The sequence below is a fragment of the Isoptericola sp. b408 genome, from assembly GCF_030588085.1.
Classification (GTDB): domain Bacteria; phylum Actinomycetota; class Actinomycetes; order Actinomycetales; family Cellulomonadaceae; genus Isoptericola; species Isoptericola sediminis.
The window spans coordinates 1095352-1118585 of sequence record NZ_JAUQYQ010000001.1; the positions used below are offsets into that span (position 1 = coordinate 1095352).

Genomic DNA, 23234 nt, shown 5'->3' on the forward strand with positions numbered 1-23234 from the left:
TCAGCGTGGAGTGCCGAAAGACCTTCGACCACCCGGGAGTCCTCCTGTTCACGTCAGCGACCCCCATGCTGTTCGCCGCCTCCGAAGGGGAGGGCGGCTTCCATGTGCCGTCCATCGACGAATTCTTCCCGCCGGCGATCCTCTTCGAGGACACGATCTTCCAGATCGACCGGATCTGGATCATCCGCATCATCGCGATGGCGGTGCTGCTGACCGTCTTCGTGGTGGCCGCGCGGCGCGCGAAGCTCGTGCCCGGACGGTTCCAGGGCGCGATCGAGATCATCCTCGACTTCGTGCGCGTGCAGATCGCTGAGGAGATCCTCGGCAAGACGAACGCCCGTCGCTTCGTCCCGATGCTGACGACGATCTTCCTGTCGATCCTCGCGTTCAACATCACGGGCATCATCCCGTTCCTCAACATGGCCGGTACCGCCCGGATCGGCCTGCCGCTGGTGCTGGCGCTGTGGGTCTTCGTGACCTACTGGTGGGTCGGCATCGCCAAGCACGGCCTCGGCGGCTACCTGAAGAACAACCTCTTCCCGCCCGGGATCCCGTGGCCGATCTACTTCATCGTCACGCCGATCGAGCTGGTGCAGATCCTCGTGGTCCGGCCGCTCTCGCTCGCGCTGCGACTCGCGGCCAACATGATCGCCGGGCACATCATGCTGGTGCTCTGCTTCGCGGCGACCCAGTTCTTCCTCCTCGAGGCGGCGCCGGCGCTGAAGGGCATCGCCGCACTGACCCTCGCGGGTGGCTTCGCCGTCACCCTGTTCGAGATCCTGGTCGCGCTGCTGCAGGCGTACATCTTCGCCCTGCTCGCCGCGGTCTACATCAGCCTGTCGCTGGAGGAGGAGCACTGATCCTGGAGGATCAGGCTTCCTGACACGGCACGCCCACCTACCCACCCAGACGCAAGTCAGCGACGTCGGGCCGACCGGCCCGACGCCCAACGGAAGGAAACCCAGTGGACGTCACCACCCTCGCCGAGGTCACCGGTAACCTCAACGCTGTCGGCTACGGCCTCGCCGCGGTCGGCCCGGGCATCGGTCTCGGCATCCTCATCGGCAAGACGATCGAGGGCATGGCCCGCCAGCCCGAGGTCGCCGGTCAGCTGCGCGCCACCATGTTCCTCGGTGTCGCCTTCGTCGAGCTGCTCGCCCTCCTCGGCCTCGTCGCCGGCTTCCTGTTCCCGGCCGCGTGATGGCGGCGGCGCACACCGCCGCCCCGGTCATCGTGGCGGCGGAAGAAACGGCAGCGGAGGGGATCGACCTCTTCATCCCCGCCTGGTACGACATCATCTGGTCGTCGGTCGTCCTCGCCGTCATCGCGGTCGTCTTCTACCGGTACGTCCTGCCTCGGTTCCAGGCGGTCCTGGACGAGCGCACGGCGAAGATCGAGGGCGGTCTGGCCAAGGCCGAGAAGGCGCAGCAGGAGGCTGCGGCAGCGCTGGCGGAGTACCACCAGCAGCTCGCCGAGGCCCGTGCCGAGGCCTCGAAGACGCGCGAGGAGGCCCGTGCCGAGGGCACGGCCATCGTCGCCGAGCTGAAGGCCAAGGCCAACGACGAGGCGGCACGCATCGTCGAGACGGCACACCGTCAGATCGAGGCCGAGCGTCAGGCCGCGGCGGTCTCGCTGCGGACCGAGGTCGGCACCCTGGCGACCGAGCTCGCGTCGAAGATCGTCGGTGAGTCGCTGGAGGACAGCGCGCGCCAGTCGCGCGTCGTCGACCGGTTCCTCGACGAGCTCGAGGCCGAGCAGGTCGCGACCACGAGGAGCGAGGAGGGCTGATGCGAGGCACGAGCGGAGCATCCCTGGCCGCCGCCCAGGAGCGGTTCGAGCCGGTGCTGCGGTCCGCAGGGACCGAGGCCGCCACGCTGGGCGAGCAGCTGTTCGCCGTCGTGAGCGCGCTCGACGGGTCGGCCCCGCTGCGCCGCTCGCTCGCGGACCCCTCGCGGGACGGCGAGGACAAGGCGCGCCTCGTCACGGCCGTGCTGGCCGACGGGTTCGACGAGCGTGTCGTCGACCTCGTCTCCGGCCTGGTCCGGTCGCGGTGGTCGAGCGACGCCGATCTCGGTGACGCCGTGGAGCGCCTGGCGGTCGACGCCATGCTCGCCGCGGCGGAGTCGCGGGGCGCGCTGGAGACCGTCGAGGACGAGCTCTTCGTCCTGACCCGCGCCCTGGTCGGGCAGCGTGCTGCCCGCCAGGCCCTCTCGGACGAGACCTCGGCCCGCGAGCAGCGGGTCGGGCTGGTCGAGGCGCTGCTGGCCGGCAAGGCCGACGAGATCACGGTGGCGCTGGCGCGCCGCGCGACGACCTCGTTGCGCGGACGTCGGTTCGTCCCCACGCTGGTCTGGTACGGCGACGTCGCGGCCGAGCGCCGCAACCGTCTCGTGGCGTCGGTGACGAGCGGCTCGGTGCTCTCCGCGGCACAGGAGGAGCGCCTCGGCGAGATCCTCGAACGTGCCTACGGGCGTGCCGTCCAGCTCAACGTCACGGTCGACCCGGCCGTGGTCGGTGGGCTGCGTATCCAGGTCGGCGCCGACGTCGTCGACTCCACCGTGCTGTCCCGCCTGGCTGACGCCCGTCGCCGGCTGGCCGGCTGACAACTTGACGCCCAGCCGGCCGTGGGTCGGCGCAGACGAACGTTCGGTCGCAGACTGCGGCCACGACAGGAGAAGAGCAATGGCTGAGCTGACGATCCGGCCGGAAGAGATCCGCGCCGCGCTGGACAGCTTCGTGAAGTCCTACGAGCCCGAAGGAGCGGCGACCGAAGAGGTCGGCCGCGTGACCTTCGCCGCCGACGGCATCGCCAACGTCGAAGGCCTGCCCGGCGCCATGGCCAACGAGCTGCTGCGTTTCGAGGACGGCACGCTCGGCCTGGCGCTGAACCTGGACGTCCGCGAGATCGGTGTCGTCGTCCTCGGCGAGTTCACCGGTATCGAGGAGGGCCAGGAGGTCCGCCGCACCGGTGAGGTCCTGTCGGTCCCCGTCGGCGAGGGCTACCTCGGCCGCGTCGTGGACCCGCTGGGCAACCCGGTCGACGGTCTCGGCGACATCGACACCGACGGCCGCCGCGCCCTGGAGCTCCAGGCCCCCGGCGTCATGCAGCGCAAGTCGGTCCACGAGCCGCTGCAGACCGGCATCAAGGCCATCGACTCGATGATCCCGATCGGCCGCGGTCAGCGTCAGCTGATCATCGGTGACCGCCAGACCGGCAAGACGGCGATCGCGATCGACACGATCATCAACCAGAAGGCGAACTGGGACTCCGGCGACCCCGACAAGCAGGTGCGCTGCATCTACGTCGCGGTCGGTCAGAAGGGCTCCACGATCGCCTCGGTGCGCGGCGCCCTCGAGGAGGCCGGCGCGCTGGAGTACACCACGATCGTGGCGGCCCCGGCCTCCGACCCGGCCGGCTTCAAGTACCTCGCGCCCTACACCGGTTCGGCCATCGGCCAGCACTGGATGTACGCCGGCAAGCACGTGCTGGTGATCTTCGACGACCTGTCGAAGCAGGCCGAGGCCTACCGCGCCACGTCGCTGCTGCTGCGCCGCCCGCCGGGCCGCGAGGCGTACCCCGGTGACGTCTTCTACCTGCACTCCCGGCTGCTCGAGCGTTGCGCGAAGCTCTCGGACGAGATGGGCGCCGGATCGATGACCGGTCTGCCGATCATCGAGACCAAGGCGAACGACGTCTCGGCGTACATCCCGACGAACGTCATCTCCATCACCGACGGTCAGATCTTCCTGCAGTCCGACCTGTTCAACGCGGACCAGCGCCCGGCGGTCGACGTCGGGATCTCGGTCTCCCGCGTCGGCGGTGACGCCCAGGTCAAGGCCATGAAGAAGGTCTCCGGCACGCTGAAGCTGGAGCTGGCCCAGTACCGCGCGCTCGAGGCGTTCGCCATGTTCGCCTCCGACCTCGACGCCGCTTCGCGCGGTCAGCTCGCCCGCGGTGCGGTGCTGATGGAGCTGCTCAAGCAGCCGCAGTACACGCCGTACCCGGTCGAGGAGCAGGTCGCCTCCATCTGGGCCGGTACCCGTGGCAAGCTGGACGACGTCCCGGTGGACGACGTCAAGCGCTTCGAGTCCGAGTTCATCGAGCACCTGCGCCGCAACACCGACGTCTTCACCACCATCGTGGAGACCGGCAAGCTGGAGCAGGACACCGAGGACGCGCTCACCGCGGCCGTCGAGGACTTCCGCGACGGCTTCCTCAAGGGCGACGGTTCCCCGCTGGTCGGCGGCGAGCCCGACACCGACGCCGCGGACGCCGAGCAGGAGCAGCTCGTCGTGCAGAAGAAGGGCTGATCGTATGGCCGGAGGATCCCAGCGCGTCTACAAGCAGCGGATCAAGTCGACGCAGTCGCTGAAGAAGGTGTTCCGCGCGCAGGAGCTGATCGCTGCCTCGCGCATCGGCAAGGCTCGTGGCCGGACGGCCGCCGCCGCGCCGTACGAGCGGGCGATCACCCGTGCCGTGTCGGCCGTCGCGACACACACGGCGACCGACCACCCGCTGACCACGGAACGCACCGACACGAACCGGGCCGCGGTCCTCGTCATCGCCTCGGACCGCGGGATGGCGGGCTCCTACTCGGCCTCGATCATCCGCGAGACCGAGCGCGTCGTGGCCCGGCTGCAGGCCGAGGGCAAGGAGGTCGCCCTCTACGCGACCGGCCGTCGGGCGATCTCGTACTTCCGTTACCGGGAGCGCGAGATGGCGGGCCAGTGGTCGTACGGCTCGGACAGCCCGCAGGCCGACGTGGCCGGGGAGATCGCCGACACCCTGCTCGGCGCGTTCCTCGCCCCGGAGGCCGAGGGCGGCGTCGGCGAGCTGCACGTGGTCTACACGCAGTTCGTCAACATGGTCAGCCAGCGTCCCCGGCGCGTGCGGATGCTCCCGCTCGAGGTCGTCGAGGGAGTGGCCGTCCCCGGGGAGAACGACGCCCTGCCGCTGTACGACTTCGAGCCGTCGCCCGAAGCCGTCCTCGACTCCCTGCTGCCGCGGTACGTGCGCAGCCGCATCTTCAGCTTCATGCTGGAGGCCGCGGCCTCCGAGCTGGCCTCCCGCCAGCGCGCGATGCACACCGCGACGGACAACGCCCAGGACCTGATCCGTACCTACACGCGCCTGGCGAACCAGGCTCGCCAGGCGGACATCACCCAGGAGATCAGCGAGATCGTCTCGGGTGCTGACGCCCTCGCGGCGTCGTGACGCACCACGTCCGACGCCGTCGATCGACGAACTCACACCCGAACCTTTCGAAGCGAGGCAAGCAATGACCGCCACCACCGCGGAAGCAGCGCACGGCGCCGCCGCGACCGAGCCGGGGACCGGCCGTGTCGCGCGGGTGATCGGCCCTGTCGTCGACATCGAGTTCCCCGAGGACTCGATCCCCGAGATCTACAACGCCCTCCAGGTCGACATCGACCTGTCGGGCCTGGGGGAGGAGGAGAACACCTTCACCCTGACGCTCGAGACCGCCCAGCACCTGGGCGACTCGCTGGTGCGGGCGATCGCCCTGAAGCCGACCGACGGTCTGGTCCGCGGGGCCGTCGTCACCGACACGGGCGCCCCGATCTCCGTGCCCGTCGGTGACGTCACCAAGGGCAAGGTCTTCAACGTCACCGGTGATGTGCTCAACCTCCCCGAGGGCGAGACCCTCGAGGTCACCGAGCGGTGGCCGATCCACCGCAAGCCGCCGGCGTTCGACCAGCTCGAGTCGAAGACCCAGATGTTCGAGACGGGCATCAAGTCGATCGACCTGCTGACCCCGTACGTGCAGGGTGGCAAGATCGGTCTCTTCGGTGGTGCGGGCGTCGGCAAGACGGTCCTCATCCAGGAGATGATCCAGCGTGTCGCCCAGGACCACGGCGGTGTCTCCGTGTTCGCCGGTGTCGGTGAGCGCACGCGTGAGGGCAACGACCTGATCCACGAGATGGACGAGGCCGGCGTCTTCGACAAGACCGCCCTGGTCTTCGGGCAGATGGACGAGCCGCCGGGCACGCGTCTGCGCGTCGCCCTGTCCGCGCTCACGATGGCGGAGTACTTCCGCGACGTGAAGAAGCAGGACGTGCTGCTGTTCATCGACAACATCTTCCGCTTCACGCAGGCGGGTTCCGAGGTCTCCACGCTGCTCGGCCGCATGCCGTCCGCCGTGGGCTACCAGCCGAACCTCGCGGACGAGATGGGTCTGCTCCAGGAGCGCATCACCTCGACCCGTGGCCACTCGATCACCTCGCTGCAGGCGATCTACGTGCCGGCGGACGACTACACCGACCCGGCGCCGGCGACGACGTTCGCCCACCTCGACGCGACCACGGAGCTCTCCCGTGAGATCGCCTCGCAGGGTCTGTACCCGGCGATCGACCCGCTGACCTCGACGTCGCGCATCCTCGACCCGCGCTACGTGGGCCAGGAGCACTACGACGTCGCCACCGCGGTGAAGTCGATCCTGCAGCGCAACAAGGAGCTGCAGGACATCATCGCGATCCTCGGTGTCGACGAGCTCTCGGAGGAGGACAAGACGCTGGTGGCGCGCGCCCGCCGCATCCAGCAGTTCCTCTCGCAGAACACGTACATGGCCAAGAAGTTCACGGGTGTCGAGGGTTCGACGGTCCCGCTGAGCGAGACGGTCGAGGCCTTCAAGAAGATCACCGAGGGCGAGTACGACCACGTGGCCGAGCAGGCCTTCTACAACATCGGTGGTCTCGAGGACCTCGAGCGCAACTGGGCGAAGATCCAGAAGGAGTACGGGGCCTGACGGCCACGTCGCGCATCCCGACGGCGTCGCCCTGCCGTGCACCACGGTGGCGGCGGGGCGACGCCGCACCACTCTCGACTGAAGAACCCTGGAGCCCGACATGGCAGAGCTGAACGTCGACCTGGTCGCGGCGGACCGCAAGGTCTGGTCCGGAGCGGCCCGCGAGGTCAGCGCCCCGTCCGCCGAAGGCCAGGTGGGCATCCTCGCCGGCCACACCCCGATGCTGGCGGTGCTGCGGCCGGGAACGGTCAAGGTCTCGACCGCAGCCGGACAGGTCGCCGTCGAGGTCCACGTCGACGGCGGGTTCCTCTCGGTGGACGACGACGTCGTCACGATCGTCGTCGACGAGGTCACCGAGGTCTCCGGACGCGAGTCGGCGCTGGCCTGAGGGGGCGGCGACGGTGGGGTACGTGCTCTGGACGGTCCTCGCCGTCGTGCTCGTGCTCGCCCTCGTGCTCGTCGTCGGGGGCTCGCGTCTCCGCCGGCTGTCACGCCGGGTCGGGTCGTTCCAGTGCGGTGCCCGGCCCGGCGACAACCCGTCCGGCGCGTGGTCGGCCGGCATCGCACACTACGGCGTGGGCCGGATCGACTGGTTCCGGTGCTGGTCCCTGGCCCCGCGCCCGGCACGGAGCTGGCGTCGTGACCGGCTCGAGGTGACGGGCCGGGCACCTCTCGACCTGGCCGGCCAGGTCGACCAGTACCTGGTGCGCTGTCGGTACGACGGGACCGACTTCGAGCTGACGATGTCAGCGGGTGCCTATGCCGGACTCGCCTCCTGGCTGGAGTCCGCCCCGCCCGGACGACGCGACCTCGTCGTCTGACCGAGCCACGAAGGGGAGAGCGTGAGACTGGTCGTCGCCCGCTGCTCGGCCCGCTACACGGGTCGCCTGACCGCCCACCTGCCGCTGGCCACCCGGTTGCTGGTGGTCAAGGCGGACGGGAGCGTGCTGCTGCACTCCGACGGCGGCTCCTACAAGCCGCTGAACTGGATGAGCCCGCCGTGCACGATGTCCGCCGCCGAGCCCGACGAGGAGTCGGCTGCCCGGGGCGTGACGGCGGTGTGGACCGTCCAGCACCAGAAGTCCGACGACCGCCTGGAGATCGACCTGTACGACGTCGTGCACGACTCCGACCACGACCTGGGCGTGGACCCGGGGCTGGTCAAGGACGGCGTCGAGGCGCATCTGCAGGAGCTGCTGGCCGCGCAGATCGAGCTCCTCGGGACCGGCCACTCGCTGGTCCGGCGCGAGTACATGACCGCCATCGGCCCGGTGGACATCCTGGCCCGTGACGCCGACGGCGGGACCGTCGCCGTCGAGATCAAGCGGCGCGGCGAGATCGACGGGGTCGAGCAGCTCACCCGGTACCTGGAGCTGCTGAACCGGGACCCGTTGCTGTCCCCGGTCCGGGGCGTGTTCGCGGCGCAGGAGATCAAGCCGCAGGCCCGGGTGCTGGCCGGCGACCGGGGGATCGACTGCCTGGTCCTGGACTACGACGCCATGCGCGGGGTCGACGACCCGGACTCGCGCCTCTTCTAGCCGGACGAGACAGCGCGGCCCAGGTCAGCGCGGTGCGGCAGGATGGGTGCATGGTCACCGATCCCTCCGATGCTCAGGACAGCCCTCGCCCTCCGTCCGTCTTCGCGCTGCGCGGGGACGTGGTTACGCCCGACCGACTGGTCCGTGACGGCGCGGTCGTGGTCGCCGACGACCGGATCGTGTGGGCGGGCCCGCTCGAGGAGGCCGCGGCCGCCGGAGTGGGTGACGAGGTGGCCCGTGCCGAGGAACCCCCGCCCGGCACCTACGTGCTGCCCGGCCTGGTCGACCTGCACAACCACGGCGGCGGCGGGGCGGGGTTCCCGGACGCCACCTCCGTCGACGAGGCGATGACGGCCGTGCTGGAGCACCGGCGCCACGGCACGACGACGCTGCTGGCCTCGCTCGTGACGGCCGACCGGGAGACGCTCCTCGCGCGGGCCGCCCTGCTGGCGGACCTCGCGGACGCGGGGGAGATCGCGGGGATCCACGCCGAGGGACCGTTCCTGTCCGCGGCCCGCTGCGGCGCCCAGGACCCCAGCCGCCTCGTCCCCGGCGACGTCCGGCTCGTGCGCGACCTGCGCGAGGCGTCCCGGGGCCATCTGCGCACCATGACCGTCGCGCCCGAGGTCGACGGCGTGACCGGACCGGGCGGCGTCGCGACGGCGCTGGTGCGCGCCGGCGTCGTGCCGTCGCTGGGGCACACCGACGCCACGACCGAGCAGTCGGAGGCGCTGCTGCGGCAGGTGGCCGCGGACCTGGCCGAGGCCGGTGGCTCGTCGCGGATGACCGCCACGCACCTGTTCAACGGCATGCGTCCGCTGCACCACCGTCACCCGGGGCCGGTCGCCGCCTGCCTGGCGGCGGCGTCGCGGGGCGACCTCGTGGTCGAGCTGGTGGGCGACGGCGTGCACCTGGACCCCGCCACCGTCCGCACCGTGATGCAGACGGTCGGCGTGGACCAGGTCGCGCTCGTCACCGACGCGATGGCGGCGGCCGGGATGGACGACGGGGACTACGAGCTCGGCCCGATGTCCGTGGTCGTCCGCGACGGTGTGGCGCGGCTCGCCGACCCCGAGGATCCTCAGGGCGGGGCGATCGCCGGCAGCACCGCGCACCTGATCGACGTGGTCCGCTGCGCGGTCGAGGCCGGTGTCCCGCTCGTCGCCGCCGTCCGGAGCGCCTCGTGGGTGCCGGCAGGGGTGCTCGGGGCGACCGACGTCGGAGGACTGGTCGCCGGGCGCCGGGCCGACGTCCTCGTGGTCGACCGGGACCTGCGGGTGCAGCACGTGTGCCGTGGCGGCCGCCCCGTCTGACCGTCGAGGGTGAGTCGCGCCACGGCAGGGAGCCGGAGCGACCGACGCGCCGCGGACGACACGCCGGTGCGGGCGGTCCGCACTCCGTCTCGACGAACCCGAGGGGCATCCGCGGTCCCGGGTCGTCCACATGGTGTGGACACCGGCCGTCCACACCGTGTGGACCGTCGGTGGGCGGCCTGCGGACACGGCGGACCGGCGGGGACGGCCGGTCGGAGGACGGCGCCGCGCGGCCGTGTCGGAGGCTCCTGGGATGCTGGGTCCACAGGCTCGCGGCGCGTCGTCCACGGCCTCCGCGGAGAACTACACGGGTGAAATCACAGCGATGACAAACACAACATGTCGTGGGCAGGTGCGCGGCGAACACTAGGTGTAGTGTTGAGAGCACGTCGGGGCCGCAGGCTCCGAGGTGAATCACATCGACGTAGTTCCACCGGTGTCGTTCCTGGTGAGGGCCCCCTCGGGGCCGCAGAGCCAGCCGCGACCGTCCGGTTCGGACGTCGAGGCCAGGTTGTCAGGGGACATCGACCGGCCGCCCCGGTGGCGGCAGAGACAGGGAGTGCGAGATGAGCGTCACGGTCTACAGCAAGCCGTCCTGCGTGCAGTGCGACGCGACCTACCGGGCACTGGACCGCAAGGGCGTCGAGTACTCCGTCGTGGACATCACCGAGGATGCCCAGGCGCTCGAGATGGTCCGTGAGCTCGGTTACCTGCAGGCGCCGGTCGTCGTCGCGGGTGACACGCACTGGTCGGGCTTCCGCCCCGACCAGATCAGCGCCCTCGCGGCGCAGCAGGCCGTCACGGCCTGACGATCTCCGGCCCGGTCGCGCACTCGACCCGCGCGACCGGGCCGGTACCACCGCAGCACGTCCGACGGGGGGAGAGCGACATGGGCTCGCTCGTGTACTTCTCCAGCGTCTCGGAGAACACGCACCGCTTCGTGAGGCGCCTCGGTCTCGAGGAGCGCGGCATGTCGGTGCACCGCATCCCGCTGCGGCCCGCCGACGGCTTCCTGACCGTCGACGAGCCCTACGTCCTCCTGGCCCCCACCTACGGCGGGGGCAACGAGGGCGGTGCGGTGCCTCGGCAGGTGCGCAAGTTCCTCGGGGACGAGGGCAACCGGTCGTTGATCCGCGGCGTGATCGCGGCGGGCAACACCAACTTCGGCGCTGCCTACTGCATCGCCGGTGACATCATCGCGGCGAAGTGCCAGGTCCCGTACCTGTACGCCTTCGAGCTGCTCGGCACCACCGAGGACGCCCAACGCGTCCGTGACGGATTGGGACGATTTTGGCAACGACAGTCACTGATCTCGGCGTGAGCGCCACGACGTCCGAGGCGTCGCCGACCACGACGGGCGCCTCTCTGCAGCAGAGCGACATGGACTACCACGCGCTCAACGCCATGCTGAACCTGTACGGGCCGGACGGGAAGATCCAGTTCGAGAAGGACCGCGAGGCCGCGTCGGCGTACTTCCGCCAGCACGTGCTGCCGAACACGATCGCGTTCGACACCCTCGACGCCAAGCTCGACTACCTCCTCGAGAACGAGTACTACGACCCGGCCGTCCTCGAGAAGTACTCCCGCTCGTTCGTCAAGGAGCTGTTCCAGCGGGCGTACGCCGCCGGGTTCCGCTTCGAGTCGTTCCTCGGTGCCTTCAAGTACTACACCTCGTACACGCTGAAGACGTTCGACGGCACGAAGTACCTCGAGCGCTTCGAGGACCGGGTCTCGATGGTGGCCCTCGGGCTGGCGGCCGGCGACGAGCAGCGGGCGCGCGACATCGTCGACGAGGTCATCTCCGGGCGGTTCCAGCCGGCCACGCCCACGTTCCTCAACGTCGGCAAGGCGCAGCGCGGCGAGCCCGTCTCCTGCTTCCTGCTGCGCATCGAGGACAACATGGAGTCGATCGCGCGCAGCATCAACTCGGCGCTGCAGCTCTCGAAGCGCGGCGGCGGCGTCGCGCTGCTGCTCAGCAACGTGCGCGAGCACGGTGCGCCGATCAAGCACATCCAGAACCAGTCCTCCGGTGTCATCCCGGTCATGAAGCTGCTCGAGGACTCCTTCTCGTACGCGAACCAGCTCGGCGCACGCCAGGGCGCCGGCGCGGTCTACCTGCACGCCCACCACCCGGACATCCTGCGGTTCCTCGACACCAAGCGCGAGAACGCCGACGAGAAGATCCGCATCAAGACGCTGTCGCTCGGCGTGGTCATCCCGGACATCACGTTCGAGCTGGCCAAGCGCAACGAGGACATGCACCTGTTCAGCCCGTACGACGTCGAGCGCATCTACGGCAAGCCGTTCGCCGACATCTCGATCACCGAGAAGTACGACGAGCTGGTGGCGGACGACCGGATCACGAAGAAGACCATCCGTGCGCGGGACTTCTTCCAGACGATCGCCGAGCTGCAGTTCGAGTCGGGCTACCCGTACGTCATGTTCGAGGACACGGTGAACCGCGCCAACCCGATCGCCGGGCGGATCACGCACTCCAACCTGTGCTCGGAGATCCTGCAGGTCTCCACGGCCTCCACGTTCCACGAGGACCTGTCCTACGACGAGGTCGGCCGGGACATCTCCTGCAACCTGGGCTCGCTGAACATCGCCAAGGCGATGGACTCGCCCGACCTGGGCCGGACCATCGACACGGCGATCCGGGCGCTGACCGCGGTCTCGGACCAGACGAGCATCGAGTCGGTGCCGTCGGTGAAGAAGGCGAACGAGCTCGGGCACGCCATCGGGCTCGGTCAGATGAACCTGCACGGGTACCTCGCGCGCGAGCGGATCCACTACGGCTCCGCCGAGGGCGTCGACTTCACGAACATGTACTTCTACACGGTCGCCTACCACGCGATCGCGGCGTCGAACCGTCTCGCGATCGAGCGTGGCCGGGCCTTCGGCGGGTTCGAGGAGTCCGCCTACGCCTCGGGGGAGTACTTCGACAAGTACACCGACGCCGTGTGGGAGCCGGCCACCGAGCGGGTCGCCGAGCTCTTCGCGGGCGCCGGCGTGCACATCCCGACCCAGGACGACTGGCGCGAGCTCAAGGCGTCCGTGATGGCGCACGGGATCTACAACCAGAACCTCCAGGCGGTGCCGCCGACCGGGTCGATCAGCTACATCAACTACTCGACGTCGTCGATCCACCCGGTGGCCGCCAAGATCGAGATCCGCAAGGAGGGCAAGCTCGGTCGCGCGTACTACCCGGCGCCGTACATGACGAACGACAACCTGGAGTACTACCAGGACGCGTACGAGATCGGGTACGAGAAGATCATCGACACCTACGCCGCGGCGACGCAGCACGTCGACCAGGGGCTGAGCCTGACGCTGTTCTTCCCGGACACCGTGACCACCCGTGACGTCAACAAGGCGCAGATCTACGCCTGGCGCAAGGGCATCAAGACGCTGTACTACATCCGGCTGCGGCAGCTGGCGCTCGAGGGCACCGAGGTGGAGAACTGCGTGAGCTGCATGCTCTGACCCGCCGCCGCTCGCCCTCGTCGTCGACCCACGCCCCGAAGGAACCCGCCATGTCACCCACCGGTCAGCTCAAGCTCATCGACCGCGTCACCGCGATCAACTGGAACCGTCTGCAGGACGAGAAGGACCTCGAGGTCTGGGACCGCCTGGTCGGCAACTTCTGGCTGCCGGAGAAGGTGCCGGTGTCCAACGACATCCAGTCGTGGCACACCCTGTCCGAGGCCGAGAAGCTCATGACGACCCGGGTGTTCACCGGGCTGACGCTGCTCGACACCATCCAGGGCACCGTCGGTGCGGTCTCGCTCATCCCGGACGCGCTGACGCCGCACGAGGAGGCGGTGTACACCAACATCGCGTTCATGGAGTCGGTGCACGCCAAGAGCTACTCGTCGATCTTCTCCACGCTGATCTCCACCAAGGAGATCGACGACGCGTTCGCCTGGTCCGAGCAGAACCCGCACCTGCAGCGCAAGGCCGAGATCGTCCTGGAGTACTACCGGGGCGACGACCCGCTCAAGCGCAAGGTCGCCTCGACGATGCTCGAGTCGTTCCTGTTCTACTCCGGCTTCTACGCCCCGATGTACTGGTCGAGCCGGGCCAAGCTGACGAACACGGCCGACCTCATCCGCCTCATCATCCGCGACGAGGCCGTGCACGGGTACTACATCGGCTACAAGTTCCAGAAGGGGCTGGCGAAGCTCTCGCCGGCCGAGCAGGACGAGATGAAGGCCTACACCTTCGACCTGCTCTTCGAGCTGTACGAGAACGAGGTCGCGTACACCGAGTCGCTCTACGGGGAGCTGGGGCTCACCGAGGACGTCAAGAAGTTCCTGCGGTACAACGCCAACAAGGCGCTGATGAACCTCGGCTACGAGGGGCTCTTCCCGAAGGACGAGACCGACGTCAACCCGGCGATCCTCGCGGCGCTGAGCCCGAACGCGGACGAGAACCACGACTTCTTCTCGGGTTCCGGCTCGTCGTACGTGATCGGCAAGGCGGTCGAGACCACCGACGACGACTGGGACTTCTGACCCGCTCCGAGGTGCTCGTGACGAGGGCCCGGCGACGGCATCGGCCGTCGCCGGGCCCTCGCGCGTCCGGGGTGCCCCGCCGGTGACCCCTCCGGTGTCAGGCGTGCCCCCGGTCGTCCGCGCCGGCCACCGGAGGTTCGGCCGACCAGGGGAACGTGATCCAGCGGTCGGTCTCGCGCCAGGTGTACTCCGGCCGGTACACCGACCGCGGCTTCGTGTAGAGCACGGCAGCACGCGCCTCGGCGCCCTTCTCCCGGACCAGACGCATCACGAGGTCCAGCGTCCGGCCGGAGTCCGCGACGTCGTCCACGACGAGCACCCGCGAACCCGGCAGCTCCGCGGTGTCCATGAGCGGCGGCAGGACGCGTGGGTCGTCGAGGGTCCGCCCGACGTCGGTGTAGAACTCGACGTTCATCGTCCCGACGCCCTTCGTCCCGAGGGCGTAGGCCACGGCTCCGCCGGGGATCAACCCACCGCGGGCGATCGCGACGACGACCTCGGGACGGAAACCGCTCGCCACCACCTGCTCGGCGAGCCGGCGCACCCCGTCGCCGAAGTCGGACCAGGTCAGCACCTCGCGGTCGGTGGTGTCCATGGCTCCGACACTACGACGACGGCGGGCCACCCGTGCAGGTGGCCCGCCGTCGCGGGGGTCAGGTCCGGTGCGGAGCCCGCATCACTCCACGTCGAGGATGTCGACGACGAAGACCAGGTCCTCGCCCGCCAGCGGGTTGCCCTCGACGGCCTCGGCGCCGTAGGCCTGGTCGGCCGGGATGACGAGGAGCACCTGGCTGCCGACGGTCTGGCCGGAGATGCCGTCCGTCCAGCCCGGGATCACCTGCTGCAGCGAGAACGCCGAGGGCTCGCCCCGCTCCCAGGACGAGTCGAAGACCTCGCCGTCCAGGGTCCAGCCGGTGTAGTGCGCGGTCACGGTCTGCTCGGGCGAGACCTCCTCGCCGTCCCCGCGGATGAGGGTCTGGGCGACGAGCTCGTCCGGGGCCTCGTAGCCGTCCGGGATCTCGACGGACGGGGCGCCGTCCTCGCCCAGCGTGACGGTGGGCAGACCCTCCTCGGGCTCGACGGCCTCGCCCTCGGCGCGCTCCGGGATCTCGTAGGCGTCGACGACCTCGATGAGGTTCACCGCGGTCGTCGGCTCGCCCTGCTGGTCGGCGATCGGGTTCGCCAGCAGGAAGCGGGTGCCGACCGACTGGCCCTCGAGCGGCGAGATGAGCAGGTCGGACTGCTCGCCGAGGACGATGCTCTGCGGGGAGTCGACCTCCCAGGTCGAGTTCATCTTCTGGCCCGTGGCGTCGTAGGTCACGTAGTGGATGGTGAGCTTCATGCCCTCGCTGATCTCGGTCCCGTCACCCTCGTCCACCACGCGGTGCGTCGGGACGGAGACCTCGATGTCGTCGAAGGAGAGCTCCGGTTCGGAGCCCGGCTCGCCCGTGACCTCGATCGACTCGACGGCGGCGATGTCCTCCTCGGTCGGCTCGGCCTGCGCGGTGGAGTCGGCGGAGGCCGACGAGGGTGCCGACGGCTCCGTGCTGTCGGGGGCGTCGGCGTCGTCGCTGCAGCCACCCAGCACGAGGGCGGCGGCGAGCGCGACGCCGAGGGCTGCGGGGGTACGGAGCTTCACGAGTAGTCCTTCGGTCGCGGGGTGGTTCGTCCGGTCGACGGACCCCGAACACTCTAACGGCCCGGCCCGGCCGGTGGTTCCTCCCCCCGCACGCCACAATGGGGACATGCCGTCACGTCGACCCTCCCGCAAGCGTCCCTGGGGTGCCGAGCACCAGCCCCTCGACATGGACCGAGCGCTCGGCGGCATCCGGCACGAGAGCGCCGACGACGGCGAGTGGACGGTACGGCGGGTGACGGGCGGCGACAAGGCCTACACGTGTCCCGCCTGCCGCCAGACCATCCCGCCCGGGACGCCCCACGTGGTCGCGTGGCAGCGTGACGCGTGGGGTGGTGAGGCGGCCGGCCTCGAGGACCGCCGGCACTGGCACGCGTCCTGCTGGCAGCGGCGCCGACGTCTGCTCTGACGTCGCAGGACGCGCGCGTCCGGCGGGCAGGAGATCGGGCGCGAACTAGGCTGGTCAGTGATGAACGAGGACACCGCCACCGGCCACCAGATCCGCTCGATGACCGTCCTGCCCGCCCGTCGGGAGGACGTCGACCTGCACACCGCGGACGGGCTGACGCTCGTCGGTGAGCTCGCCCAGCCGCAGGGCCGCGACCCGGTGGCGACGCTGCTGACCTTCCACCCGCTGCCCACCCACGGCGGATACATGGACTCCCACGTGTACCGCAAGGCCGCGTGGCGCCTGCCCGAGCTGGCCGACCTCGCGGTGCTCCGGTTCAACACCCGGGGCACCTCGTCGCCGCGGGGTACGTCCGAGGGCGCCTTCGACGGCGGCGACGCCGAGCGGTACGACGTGGCGGCGGCCCTCGAGCTCGCCGAGTTCCGCGAGCTGCCCCGCCCCTGGCTGGTCGGCTGGAGCTTCGGGACCGAGCTCGTCCTGCGGCACGGGGCCGACCCGAGCATCGAGGGGGCCGTCCTGCTCTCGCCCCCGCTGCACCGCGCCACGGACGAGGACCTGGACCGCTGGGCCGAGTTCGGCAAGCCGCTCGTCGTGCTGGTGCCCGAGCACGACGACTACCTGCAGCCCGCCGAGGCGCGCGAGCGTTTCGCCCGGGTGCCGCAGGCCGAGGTGATCGGCGTCGACGGCGCCAAGCACCTGTGGGTGGGCGAGCCCGCCGTCCGCCGGGTGCTCGACGAGATCGTCCAGCACGTGCTGCCCGGGCACGCGCCGCTGCCGACCCACTACGACGGAGAGGTCGAGCACGCCTCGGACCTCCGCAACGCTCCGACGAGAGGATGACGACCATGACGCCCTCGACCCTGGCGACGCACGTCCTGCACGACGGGGCGGGCGTCCCGCTGGTACTCCTCCACGGCTTCCCCCTGGACCACCGGATGTGGAACCCGGTCGTCGCGGAGCTGCCGCCCGGCCTGCGGGTGGTCGCCGTGGACCTTCCCGGCTTCGGCCACAGCGACCTGGGTCAGCTCCCGCCCACGCTCGAGGCGGCCGCGGACGCCGTGCACGCGGCGCTGCGCGCGGCGGGGGAGGGCAACGGCGCCGTGGTCGGCATGTCGATGGGCGGCTACGTCGCCCTCGCGCTCGCCGAGCGCCACCCGGAGATCGTCCAGGGGCTCGGGCTGGTGGACACCAAGTCCACGGCCGACACCGACGAGGCGCGGGCCGGACGGCTGGCCGCCGCGCGGACGGTGGCCGACTCCCAGACGCTGGACGCGGTCATGGGGATGCCGGACAAGCTGCTCGGGCCGACCAGCCAGATGGAGCGGCGCAGCCTCTACCCGACGGTCTACGACTGGATCCGCTCCCAGTCCCCGTCCGCGGTCGCGTGGGCCCAGCGCGCGATGGCGGCCCGGCCGGACCGGACGGACGTGCTGCACCGGTTCCCCGGTCCCGTCGCCGTCGTCGTCGGTGCCGAGGACTCGATCACGCCGATCGACGAGGCCAAGCACATGGTGGACGCGGCGTCGGACGCGACGCTGCACGTGGTGGCGAACGCCGCGCACCTGAGCACGATCGAGGAGCCCGCCGCCGTGGCGCGCGCTCTCGCCGCGCTGCAGGAGCGGGTCGTCGCCCAGCTCTGAGCCGCCCGGAGACACCGAGGGGCCGTCGCCACGGCGACGGCCCCTCGACGGTCCGGTCAGTTCCGGGACGGCGCGGAGCTCTCGGCGGCGGGGGAGTCGCCGGGCGCGGGAGCCGACGAGGCGCTGCTCGGGTCGGCCGACTGCGTGGACGCGAAGCGGGCGCGCTGGGCCGGGGTCAGGTCCCGGGAGTAGCTGTCCTCCTCGGCCGGCTCCTCGTCCTCCTCGGCCTCCACGACAGGGGCTGCGGGCTCCTCCGCCGCGGGCTCCGCGGGGGACTCCGCGGATGAGGCGGCAGGAGACGCGACCGGCTCCTCGACGGGCTCGTCGGCCGGTGCCTCGGCGGCGACCTCCCGGGCCTTCTCCGTGCCGAGCAGGCCACGCAGCTCCTCGAGGTAGGAGTTGATCGAGTCGTGGCGCCGGGTGAGGTCCTCGAGCTGGCGCTCGGCGGCGGTCCGGTTCTGGTCGGCCTCCGCCTGGGCGTCGGACATCGTCTGCTCGGCGAAGGTCCGCGCCTCGGACACGATCGAGTCGGCCGTCCGGCGGGCGTCCGCCACCAGCTCCTTGACGTAGGCGTCCGACTCGGACCGGACCTTGTCGGCCTGCTGCAGGGCCGCGGCCACCCGCTTCTCCGCCTCCGCCGCGTGCTCCTCCGCCTCGCGCACGATGCGCTCGATCTCGGTGCGTGCGGCGTCGTGCCGCTGCGCGGCCTCGGTCTCGACGCGCTCGCGGGTCTGCGCGGCCTGCAGCTCGGCGTCGGCGAGTGTCGTCCGCGCCTGCTCGCGCAGGTCCTCGAGCTCGGAGGTGACGGAGTTGGCGGACTCGGCCGCCTGGTGCTTGGCCTCGGCCACGATGCGGGCGGCCTCGTTGCGGGTGCGTTCCATGAGGTCGTTGGCCTCGCGCTCGGCCTCCTCGCGCAGGGCGGCCGACTCGGCGGCGGCGGAGGCCCGGAGCTGAGCGATCTCCCGGTCCGCCTGCACGCGCGCCTCGGTGACCTCCCGCTCCGCCGTCGTGCGCAGCGTGCCGATCTCGTGCTCGAGGCCGGCGCGGCGCTCGTTCTCCTCGGTGGTCAGGCTGCTGGTGATCAGCGCGGCCTCGCGTTCGGCCGACCCGACGAGCTCCTCCGCGCGACGCTGGGCCCCCTGCAGCGCGCCCTCGGCCTCCGCGGCCGTCGTCGAGCGGATCTCCTCGGCCTCGCGGCGCGCGCTGGACAGCAGCTCGGAGGCCTCGGACTCCGCCCGCTGGCGCACCTGGCCCGCGGCGAGCTTCGCGCGGGCCATGATGTCGGAGGCCTGCTGGTTCGCCTGCGTCAGCACCTCGGCCGCCTGCTCGTCCGCCGAGCGGAGCAGCCGTTCGGCACGGGCGCCGAGGCCCGCGTACGACGGTTTGTCGCTCTCGCGGAGCTGCCGGTGGGCGTCGGCCAGCTCGGAGGACAGCTGCATCGCCCGCGAGTCGGTGGCCTCGACGTTGCGGCGTGCCTCCTCCAGGGCCTGCTCGAGACGGGAGATCTGGCTCTCCACGGCGGCGCGGTCGTATCCACGCATGGTGATCGGGAAGAGCGTGCGCTCGTCGGACACGGGAGGACCTCCGGACGTCGTGGGTGCCCCGGCACCGCTGAGAGTAGGGGAAGGCACCGATCAGAATAGTGGCCCGGGAGGCCCACCGACACCCGTGGGCGGGTGAGGTACGGCGCTGGGACGTGCCGCCCCGGCACCTGCGCGGCCCCGTCCGGGTGTTGTCGGTGGTCGAGGCGTGGGAGGGTCGAGGATGCTGGTACCGGACTCGTGAAGGGTTCGTGAACCGATGCGGCCGAACGCCACCCGGCGTCCGGCCGCTGCTCGCGCGTCCTTATCCTGAGGTGTCCACGTCGAAAGGGAAGCTCGGTGCTGCAACGCATTCTGGGTGTCGTCCTGGTCCTTGCCGGACTGGGAGCCATCGCGTTCGGGGTCGCGACCGCGACCGTCCTGCGCGAGTCCGACTCCGTCGTCGCCACGGCTCGACCCGCCGGTGACGGCACGCTCGTCGTCACCGACCCGGGTGTGCTCGGGTTGGTCGACTCCGAGGTCACCGTCACGGCCTCCGTGCCCGAGGGGCAGGAGGTCGCCGTGGTGGTGGGCCGCGAGGTCGACGTCGCGGGGTGGCTCGGTGAGGACGCGTACACCCGGGTCACGGGGCTGAGCGACTGGGAGACCCTCTCCACCGAGCAGGTCGCCGGTGCCGCGGACGAGGAGGCCGAGTCCTCGGAGGACGGCGAGGAGGGTGCGGAGGCCGAACCGCCGCCGAACCCCGCAGGTTCCGACATGTGGGACACCGAGCTCGTCGACGCCGAGCAGGTGAGCCTGCGCTGGACCGACCGTCCGGGCCGCTGGGTCCTGCTCGCCGCGGCGACCGGTGCCGCCCCCGCCGAGGAGTCCGAGGGTGAGGACGCCGAGGCGGCGGAGGCCGACGAGGCGGCTCCGGCCGAGGCGCCGACGCTCGAGCTGACCTGGGACCGCGACGTCTCGACGCCGCTGCTGTGGCCCGCCGTCGGTGTCGGTGGTGTGCTCCTGATCATCGGCCTGGTGCTGCTGGCCATGTCGCGGCGCACGACCCGGAGCCGCAAGCGCCGTACCGCCGGCGCCACCGCCGGCGCGGCGGCGACCACGGTCTCCTCGAGCGGCACGACGTCCCCCGGGACCGGCACGCCGTCCGGCACCTCCCCGTTCGGGCCGGCCGTCGGCGCGGGCGCGGGCGCGGCGACGGCCCGCTCCGGCGGGACCTGGCCCGGAGCGGCGGCCGCGTCACCGAACGCCCCGCACGACGACGGCACGACCGCGGCCGCGGAGGACGCGCCGACGCAGGGCACCGACCCGCAGGACGCGGCCGGCGGCACCGACCAGGTGCCGGTCGCCGGGCGTTTCCGGCGCCGCACGCGCCTGCGTCGCGACGCCGACCCGGCCGACGCCCGGGAAGCCCCCGTCCCGGCACCGGAGCCGTCCGCCGGCGGCGCGCCGGTGCCCGCTCCCGCGCCGGCGCTTCCCACCGCCCCCGCGTCGTCGGCGGACACCGCCGGGTCGGACGACACGGCCGCGCGGCCGCTCACGCGACGTGAGCTGCGCCGTCGCGAGGAGGAGCGCAAGGCCGCCGAGCAGTCCGGCATGGGCGGCATGGGCCGCGCCCTGCGCGCCCTGACGGGCCAGACCCCCGTGGTGCCGCGCCCCGGAGGAACCTCCTCGCCGTCGGCCGCGGACCCCGGCGGCGCGCAGTCCGCCGCGGACCGCAGGGCCTCCGCCTGGCGGGAGACCTGGGGTTTCGGCGGGACGACCGCCGCCGGCACGCCGACGAGCGACGACGACACGAGTGACGAGGACAAGCGATGAAGGACTCCACCCGCCGGCCGGGGCGCCGGCGCGCGACCGTCGCCGGTGTGGCGACCACCGTCGTCCTGCTGGCCGGATGCGCCGAGGAGCTGCCGACCCCGGAGCCGGACGAGCCCGTCGCCGGACCGGCGCTGACCGCGGCGCAGCAGACCCGCGTGGTCGAGGAGGTCGCCGGGTCGCTGACGAAGGCCAGCGAGAACGAGAAGCCCGACCAGCTGCGCCCCCGCGTGGAGGGCCCGGCGCTGGAGGTGCGCCGCACCCAGATCGAGGTCGCGAAGAAGAGCGGTGACGACTCGCTCGTCACGAGGATCCCGACCGAGCTCGAGGCGATGATCCTGCCCACGACCGAGTCGTGGCCCCGGGTGAGCTTCACCATCACGCAGCCGACCGAGAACCTCGAGGTGCCGCGCCTGGTCGCCTACCAGCAGGACTCGGCCCGCGACAACTACAAGCTGTGGTCGTGGGTGCAGCTCATCCCCGGCACGACGCTGCCGAACTTCGCCGACCCCGAGGCGATCGGCTCCGACGCCGTGGCGGCGGACGACGACTCGCTGCGGGCCACCCCGCGACAGGCGCTCTCGCAGTACGCGGACCTCGTGGCCAAGGGGCCGGACGACTCCGAGCACGCCGGCGCGTTCGAGCTGCCGGGCGAGAGCACGGACCTCGTCAAGCGGGTCCAGAAGGACGCCAGCAGCGTGCGCGGTGCGGACGCCTTCAAGGAGGCGGACGGCGAGTACAAGATCGCGTTCGCCTCCCGGGACGACCAGGTCGTCGCGGTGCGCACGTCCGACGGCGGTGCGGTGGTCATGGGTGCGCTCGACGGCAACATCCGGGTCACGGTCGAGGAGGACGGCGAGATCGGTCCGCTGACGCCCTCCCAGAAGACGCTGATGGGCGACGCCGACAACACCGACCAGCTCTACGTGGAGTACACCGACCAGGTCGCCCTCTACGTGCCGCCGGCCGGGTCCGAGGAGCCGATCCGCCCGCTGGGGTACTCGCACGTGTCCACGGCTGCCGCCAACGACATCCCGGGCGAACGCAACACCGACCGGAAGAAGGACGACGGCTGAGACGTCGGCGCAGACTTCGTAGGATGTGCCCATGAGCACTCCCACGCCCGAGCCGAGCTTCAGCCCGCGCGGCGCCGTCGACCTGTCGGCCCTCAACCGGCCCCAGTCCCCGCCTCCGGGGGAGCCGGGAGGCGCCCCGACGGCCGGCGGGTACGTCGTCGACGTGACGGACGCGAACTTCCAGCAGGTCGTGCAGGACTCGACGACGTACCCGGTCGTGATCCTGCTGTGGATGCCCACGGACCAGGCCAACGCGGACCTCGGCGCCACCCTGGGCCGGCTCGCCGACGAGTACGCCGGCCGGTTCCTGCTGGGTCGCGTCGACGCCAACGCGTACCCGCAGATCGCCTCGGCGTTCCAGCCGCAGGGCGTTCCCACCGTCGTCGCCGTGCTGCAGGGTCAGCCGCTCCCGCTGTTCGCGGGGACGGCCTCGGAGGAGCAGATCCGCGGCGTGCTGGACCAGGTCCTGGCGGCCGCCGAGCAGAACGGCGTGACGGGCCGGGTTCCCGCCCCGGGCGGGGCCGAGGAGTCCGACGAGCCGGCCGAGGAGCCGGAGGAGCCGTTGCCCCCGCTGCACCAGGAGGCGTACGACGCCATCGAGCGTGACGACCTCGAGGCGGCGGAGACCGCCTACTCCCGCGCGATCACGCAGGACCCCACCGACGCCCAGGCCGTGGCCGGCCTGGCCCAGGTGCGTCTGATGCAGCGCACCCGCGGTGCCGACCTGCAGCAGGTGCGCACCGCGGCGGCGGACGCCCCGGCGGACGTCGAGGCCCAGCTGGCCGTGGCCGACATGGACATGCTCGGCGGCAAGGTGGACGACGCGTTCGACCGCCTCCTGCAGCTCATGCCGACGGCCGACGCCGAGGGCAAGGAGAAGTTGCGGGCGCGGCTCGTCGACCTGTTCGAGGTCGTGGGCACGTCCGACTCCCGCGTGGTCAAGGCCCGCAAGAAGATGATGATGTACCTGTACTGACGCCCGCCGTGG

At 71.3% G+C, this 23234-nt stretch carries 24 protein-coding genes; 21 read left to right on the top strand and 3 right to left on the bottom strand.

The window, feature by feature from the left end; genetic code table 11:
* Positions 1-65: 65 nt before the first annotated feature.
* From atpB to nrdF, 15 genes are all read left to right on the top strand, one after another.
* Entirely contained in the window at positions 66-860 is a 795-nt protein-coding gene (atpB, locus tag Q6347_RS05130) for a F0F1 ATP synthase subunit A (RefSeq protein WP_171245494.1), read from the top strand.
* Between the two features lie 104 nt (positions 861-964).
* Entirely contained in the window at positions 965-1201 is a 237-nt protein-coding gene (locus Q6347_RS05135) for an ATP synthase F0 subunit C (protein ID WP_098464265.1), read from the top strand.
* Positions 1201-1788: a F0F1 ATP synthase subunit B gene (locus Q6347_RS05140; RefSeq protein WP_171245495.1), complete on the top strand. Its 588-nt coding sequence runs from the start codon at positions 1201-1203 to the stop codon at positions 1786-1788. Before Q6347_RS05135 ends, Q6347_RS05140 begins: the two co-directional genes overlap by 1 nt.
* Complete coding sequence (locus Q6347_RS05145; RefSeq protein WP_171245496.1) at positions 1788-2603, top strand: F0F1 ATP synthase subunit delta; 816 nt, start codon at positions 1788-1790, stop codon at positions 2601-2603. The genes Q6347_RS05140 and Q6347_RS05145 overlap by 1 nt, the downstream gene beginning before the upstream one ends.
* A 79-nt stretch (positions 2604-2682) precedes the next feature.
* Positions 2683-4311 carry a F0F1 ATP synthase subunit alpha gene (gene atpA / locus Q6347_RS05150; protein WP_304602417.1) on the top strand — a complete coding sequence of 543 codons (1629 nt, stop codon included), beginning with the start codon at positions 2683-2685 and terminating at the stop codon, positions 4309-4311.
* 4 nt (positions 4312-4315) lie between these two features.
* A complete protein-coding gene (locus tag Q6347_RS05155) occupies positions 4316-5215 on the top strand; it encodes a F0F1 ATP synthase subunit gamma (protein ID WP_304602416.1) in 900 nt (299 codons plus the stop codon).
* 64 nt (positions 5216-5279) lie between these two features.
* Positions 5280-6764: a F0F1 ATP synthase subunit beta gene (gene atpD / locus Q6347_RS05160; protein ID WP_304602415.1), complete on the top strand. Its 1485-nt coding sequence runs from the start codon at positions 5280-5282 to the stop codon at positions 6762-6764.
* 100 nt (positions 6765-6864) lie between these two features.
* The gene (locus tag Q6347_RS05165) at positions 6865-7152 is read left to right on the top strand and encodes a F0F1 ATP synthase subunit epsilon (RefSeq protein ID WP_304602414.1); all 288 of its coding nucleotides are present in this window, start codon (positions 6865-6867) and stop codon (positions 7150-7152) included.
* A gap of 22 nt (positions 7153-7174) precedes the next feature.
* Positions 7175-7585, top strand: coding sequence for a DUF2550 domain-containing protein (locus tag Q6347_RS05170; protein ID WP_304602413.1), 411 nt, complete (start codon positions 7175-7177; stop codon positions 7583-7585).
* 21 nt (positions 7586-7606) lie between these two features.
* Positions 7607-8302 carry an endonuclease NucS gene (nucS, locus tag Q6347_RS05175; protein WP_171245502.1) on the top strand — a complete coding sequence of 232 codons (696 nt, stop codon included), beginning with the start codon at positions 7607-7609 and terminating at the stop codon, positions 8300-8302.
* A gap of 50 nt (positions 8303-8352) precedes the next feature.
* Positions 8353-9615: an N-acetylglucosamine-6-phosphate deacetylase gene (locus Q6347_RS05180; RefSeq protein ID WP_304606827.1), complete on the top strand. Its 1263-nt coding sequence runs from the start codon at positions 8353-8355 to the stop codon at positions 9613-9615.
* A 566-nt stretch (positions 9616-10181) separates the two neighbouring features.
* Complete coding sequence (gene nrdH / locus Q6347_RS05185; protein ID WP_171245504.1) at positions 10182-10424, top strand: glutaredoxin-like protein NrdH; 243 nt, start codon at positions 10182-10184, stop codon at positions 10422-10424.
* 80 nt (positions 10425-10504) lie between these two features.
* Positions 10505-10936 carry a class Ib ribonucleoside-diphosphate reductase assembly flavoprotein NrdI gene (gene nrdI / locus Q6347_RS05190; RefSeq protein WP_171245505.1) on the top strand — a complete coding sequence of 144 codons (432 nt, stop codon included), beginning with the start codon at positions 10505-10507 and terminating at the stop codon, positions 10934-10936.
* The gene (gene nrdE, locus Q6347_RS05195) at positions 10906-13101 is read left to right on the top strand and encodes a class 1b ribonucleoside-diphosphate reductase subunit alpha (RefSeq protein ID WP_369810806.1); all 2196 of its coding nucleotides are present in this window, start codon (positions 10906-10908) and stop codon (positions 13099-13101) included. Before nrdI ends, nrdE begins: the two co-directional genes overlap by 31 nt.
* 50 nt (positions 13102-13151) lie before the next feature.
* Positions 13152-14132 (top strand): class 1b ribonucleoside-diphosphate reductase subunit beta, encoded by a 981-nt coding sequence (nrdF, locus tag Q6347_RS05200; RefSeq protein WP_304602411.1) that lies wholly within the window; start codon positions 13152-13154, stop codon positions 14130-14132.
* A 97-nt stretch (positions 14133-14229) separates the two neighbouring features.
* On the opposite strand, the gene Q6347_RS05205 is transcribed toward nrdF, so the two are convergent.
* On the bottom strand, positions 14230-14727 hold the full coding sequence (locus Q6347_RS05205; RefSeq protein WP_304602410.1) for a phosphoribosyltransferase: 498 nt from the start codon (positions 14725-14727) through the stop codon (positions 14230-14232).
* 81 nt (positions 14728-14808) lie between these two features.
* Positions 14809-15771, bottom strand: a complete 963-nt coding sequence (locus Q6347_RS05210; protein WP_304602409.1) for an FKBP-type peptidyl-prolyl cis-trans isomerase — start codon at positions 15769-15771, stop codon at positions 14809-14811.
* A 106-nt stretch (positions 15772-15877) separates the two neighbouring features.
* Between Q6347_RS05210 and Q6347_RS05215 the strand changes: the two genes are divergently transcribed.
* The 3 genes from Q6347_RS05215 to Q6347_RS05225 are packed head-to-tail and all read left to right on the top strand — an operon-like array spanning position 15878 to position 17817.
* Complete coding sequence (locus tag Q6347_RS05215) at positions 15878-16177, top strand: hypothetical protein (protein WP_171245510.1); 300 nt, start codon at positions 15878-15880, stop codon at positions 16175-16177.
* 60 nt (positions 16178-16237) lie between these two features.
* Entirely contained in the window at positions 16238-17017 is a 780-nt protein-coding gene (locus Q6347_RS05220; RefSeq protein ID WP_171245511.1) for an alpha/beta hydrolase, read from the top strand.
* Positions 17018-17022: 5 nt separating this feature from the next.
* Entirely contained in the window at positions 17023-17817 is a 795-nt protein-coding gene (locus Q6347_RS05225; protein WP_369810807.1) for an alpha/beta fold hydrolase, read from the top strand.
* Positions 17818-17873: 56 nt separating this feature from the next.
* Here the strand turns inward: Q6347_RS05225 and Q6347_RS05230 are convergent, their stop codons facing one another.
* Entirely contained in the window at positions 17874-19391 is a 1518-nt protein-coding gene (locus Q6347_RS05230; protein WP_304606828.1) for a hypothetical protein, read from the bottom strand.
* Between the two features lie 306 nt (positions 19392-19697).
* Here Q6347_RS05230 and Q6347_RS05235 point away from each other — a divergent pair, with 306 nt between their 5' ends.
* From Q6347_RS05235 to Q6347_RS05245, 3 genes are read left to right on the top strand one after another with little or no spacing between them, the layout of a single operon-like run.
* Complete coding sequence (locus Q6347_RS05235) at positions 19698-21173, top strand: hypothetical protein (RefSeq protein WP_304606829.1); 1476 nt, start codon at positions 19698-19700, stop codon at positions 21171-21173.
* Positions 21170-22246, top strand: a complete 1077-nt coding sequence (locus tag Q6347_RS05240; RefSeq protein WP_304602405.1) for a hypothetical protein — start codon at positions 21170-21172, stop codon at positions 22244-22246. The genes Q6347_RS05235 and Q6347_RS05240 overlap by 4 nt, the downstream gene beginning before the upstream one ends.
* 31 nt (positions 22247-22277) lie before the next feature.
* Positions 22278-23222 (top strand): tetratricopeptide repeat protein, encoded by a 945-nt coding sequence (locus Q6347_RS05245; RefSeq protein ID WP_304602404.1) that lies wholly within the window; start codon positions 22278-22280, stop codon positions 23220-23222.
* The last annotated feature ends 12 nt before the right edge of the window (positions 23223-23234 follow it).

What these genes read in the sequence shown, in the direction of transcription:
- Q6347_RS05220 (WP_171245511.1), top strand. Translation starts at nt 16,238, where the DNA reads ATGAACGAGGACACCGCCACCGGCCACCAGATCCGCTCGATGACCGTC.
- Q6347_RS05215 (WP_171245510.1), top strand. Translation starts at nt 15,878, where the DNA reads ATGCCGTCACGTCGACCCTCCCGCAAGCGTCCCTGGGGTGCCGAGCAC.
- Q6347_RS05180 (WP_304606827.1), top strand. Translation starts at nt 8,353, where the DNA reads ATGGTCACCGATCCCTCCGATGCTCAGGACAGCCCTCGCCCTCCGTCC.
- Q6347_RS05240 (WP_304602405.1), top strand. Translation starts at nt 21,170, where the DNA reads ATGAAGGACTCCACCCGCCGGCCGGGGCGCCGGCGCGCGACCGTCGCC.
- atpB (WP_171245494.1), top strand. Translation starts at nt 66, where the DNA reads ATGCTGTTCGCCGCCTCCGAAGGGGAGGGCGGCTTCCATGTGCCGTCC.
- Q6347_RS05155 (WP_304602416.1), top strand. Translation starts at nt 4,316, where the DNA reads ATGGCCGGAGGATCCCAGCGCGTCTACAAGCAGCGGATCAAGTCGACG.
- Q6347_RS05140 (WP_171245495.1), top strand. Translation starts at nt 1,201, where the DNA reads ATGGCGGCGGCGCACACCGCCGCCCCGGTCATCGTGGCGGCGGAAGAA.
- Q6347_RS05245 (WP_304602404.1), top strand. Translation starts at nt 22,278, where the DNA reads ATGAGCACTCCCACGCCCGAGCCGAGCTTCAGCCCGCGCGGCGCCGTC.
- nrdH (WP_171245504.1), top strand. Translation starts at nt 10,182, where the DNA reads ATGAGCGTCACGGTCTACAGCAAGCCGTCCTGCGTGCAGTGCGACGCG.
- Q6347_RS05145 (WP_171245496.1), top strand. Translation starts at nt 1,788, where the DNA reads ATGCGAGGCACGAGCGGAGCATCCCTGGCCGCCGCCCAGGAGCGGTTC.
- nrdI (WP_171245505.1), top strand. Translation starts at nt 10,505, where the DNA reads ATGGGCTCGCTCGTGTACTTCTCCAGCGTCTCGGAGAACACGCACCGC.
- atpD (WP_304602415.1), top strand. Translation starts at nt 5,280, where the DNA reads ATGACCGCCACCACCGCGGAAGCAGCGCACGGCGCCGCCGCGACCGAG.
- Q6347_RS05205 (WP_304602410.1), bottom strand. Translation starts at nt 14,727, where the DNA reads ATGGACACCACCGACCGCGAGGTGCTGACCTGGTCCGACTTCGGCGAC.
- atpA (WP_304602417.1), top strand. Translation starts at nt 2,683, where the DNA reads ATGGCTGAGCTGACGATCCGGCCGGAAGAGATCCGCGCCGCGCTGGAC.
- Q6347_RS05165 (WP_304602414.1), top strand. Translation starts at nt 6,865, where the DNA reads ATGGCAGAGCTGAACGTCGACCTGGTCGCGGCGGACCGCAAGGTCTGG.
- nrdF (WP_304602411.1), top strand. Translation starts at nt 13,152, where the DNA reads ATGTCACCCACCGGTCAGCTCAAGCTCATCGACCGCGTCACCGCGATC.
- Q6347_RS05225 (WP_369810807.1), top strand. Translation starts at nt 17,023, where the DNA reads ATGACGCCCTCGACCCTGGCGACGCACGTCCTGCACGACGGGGCGGGC.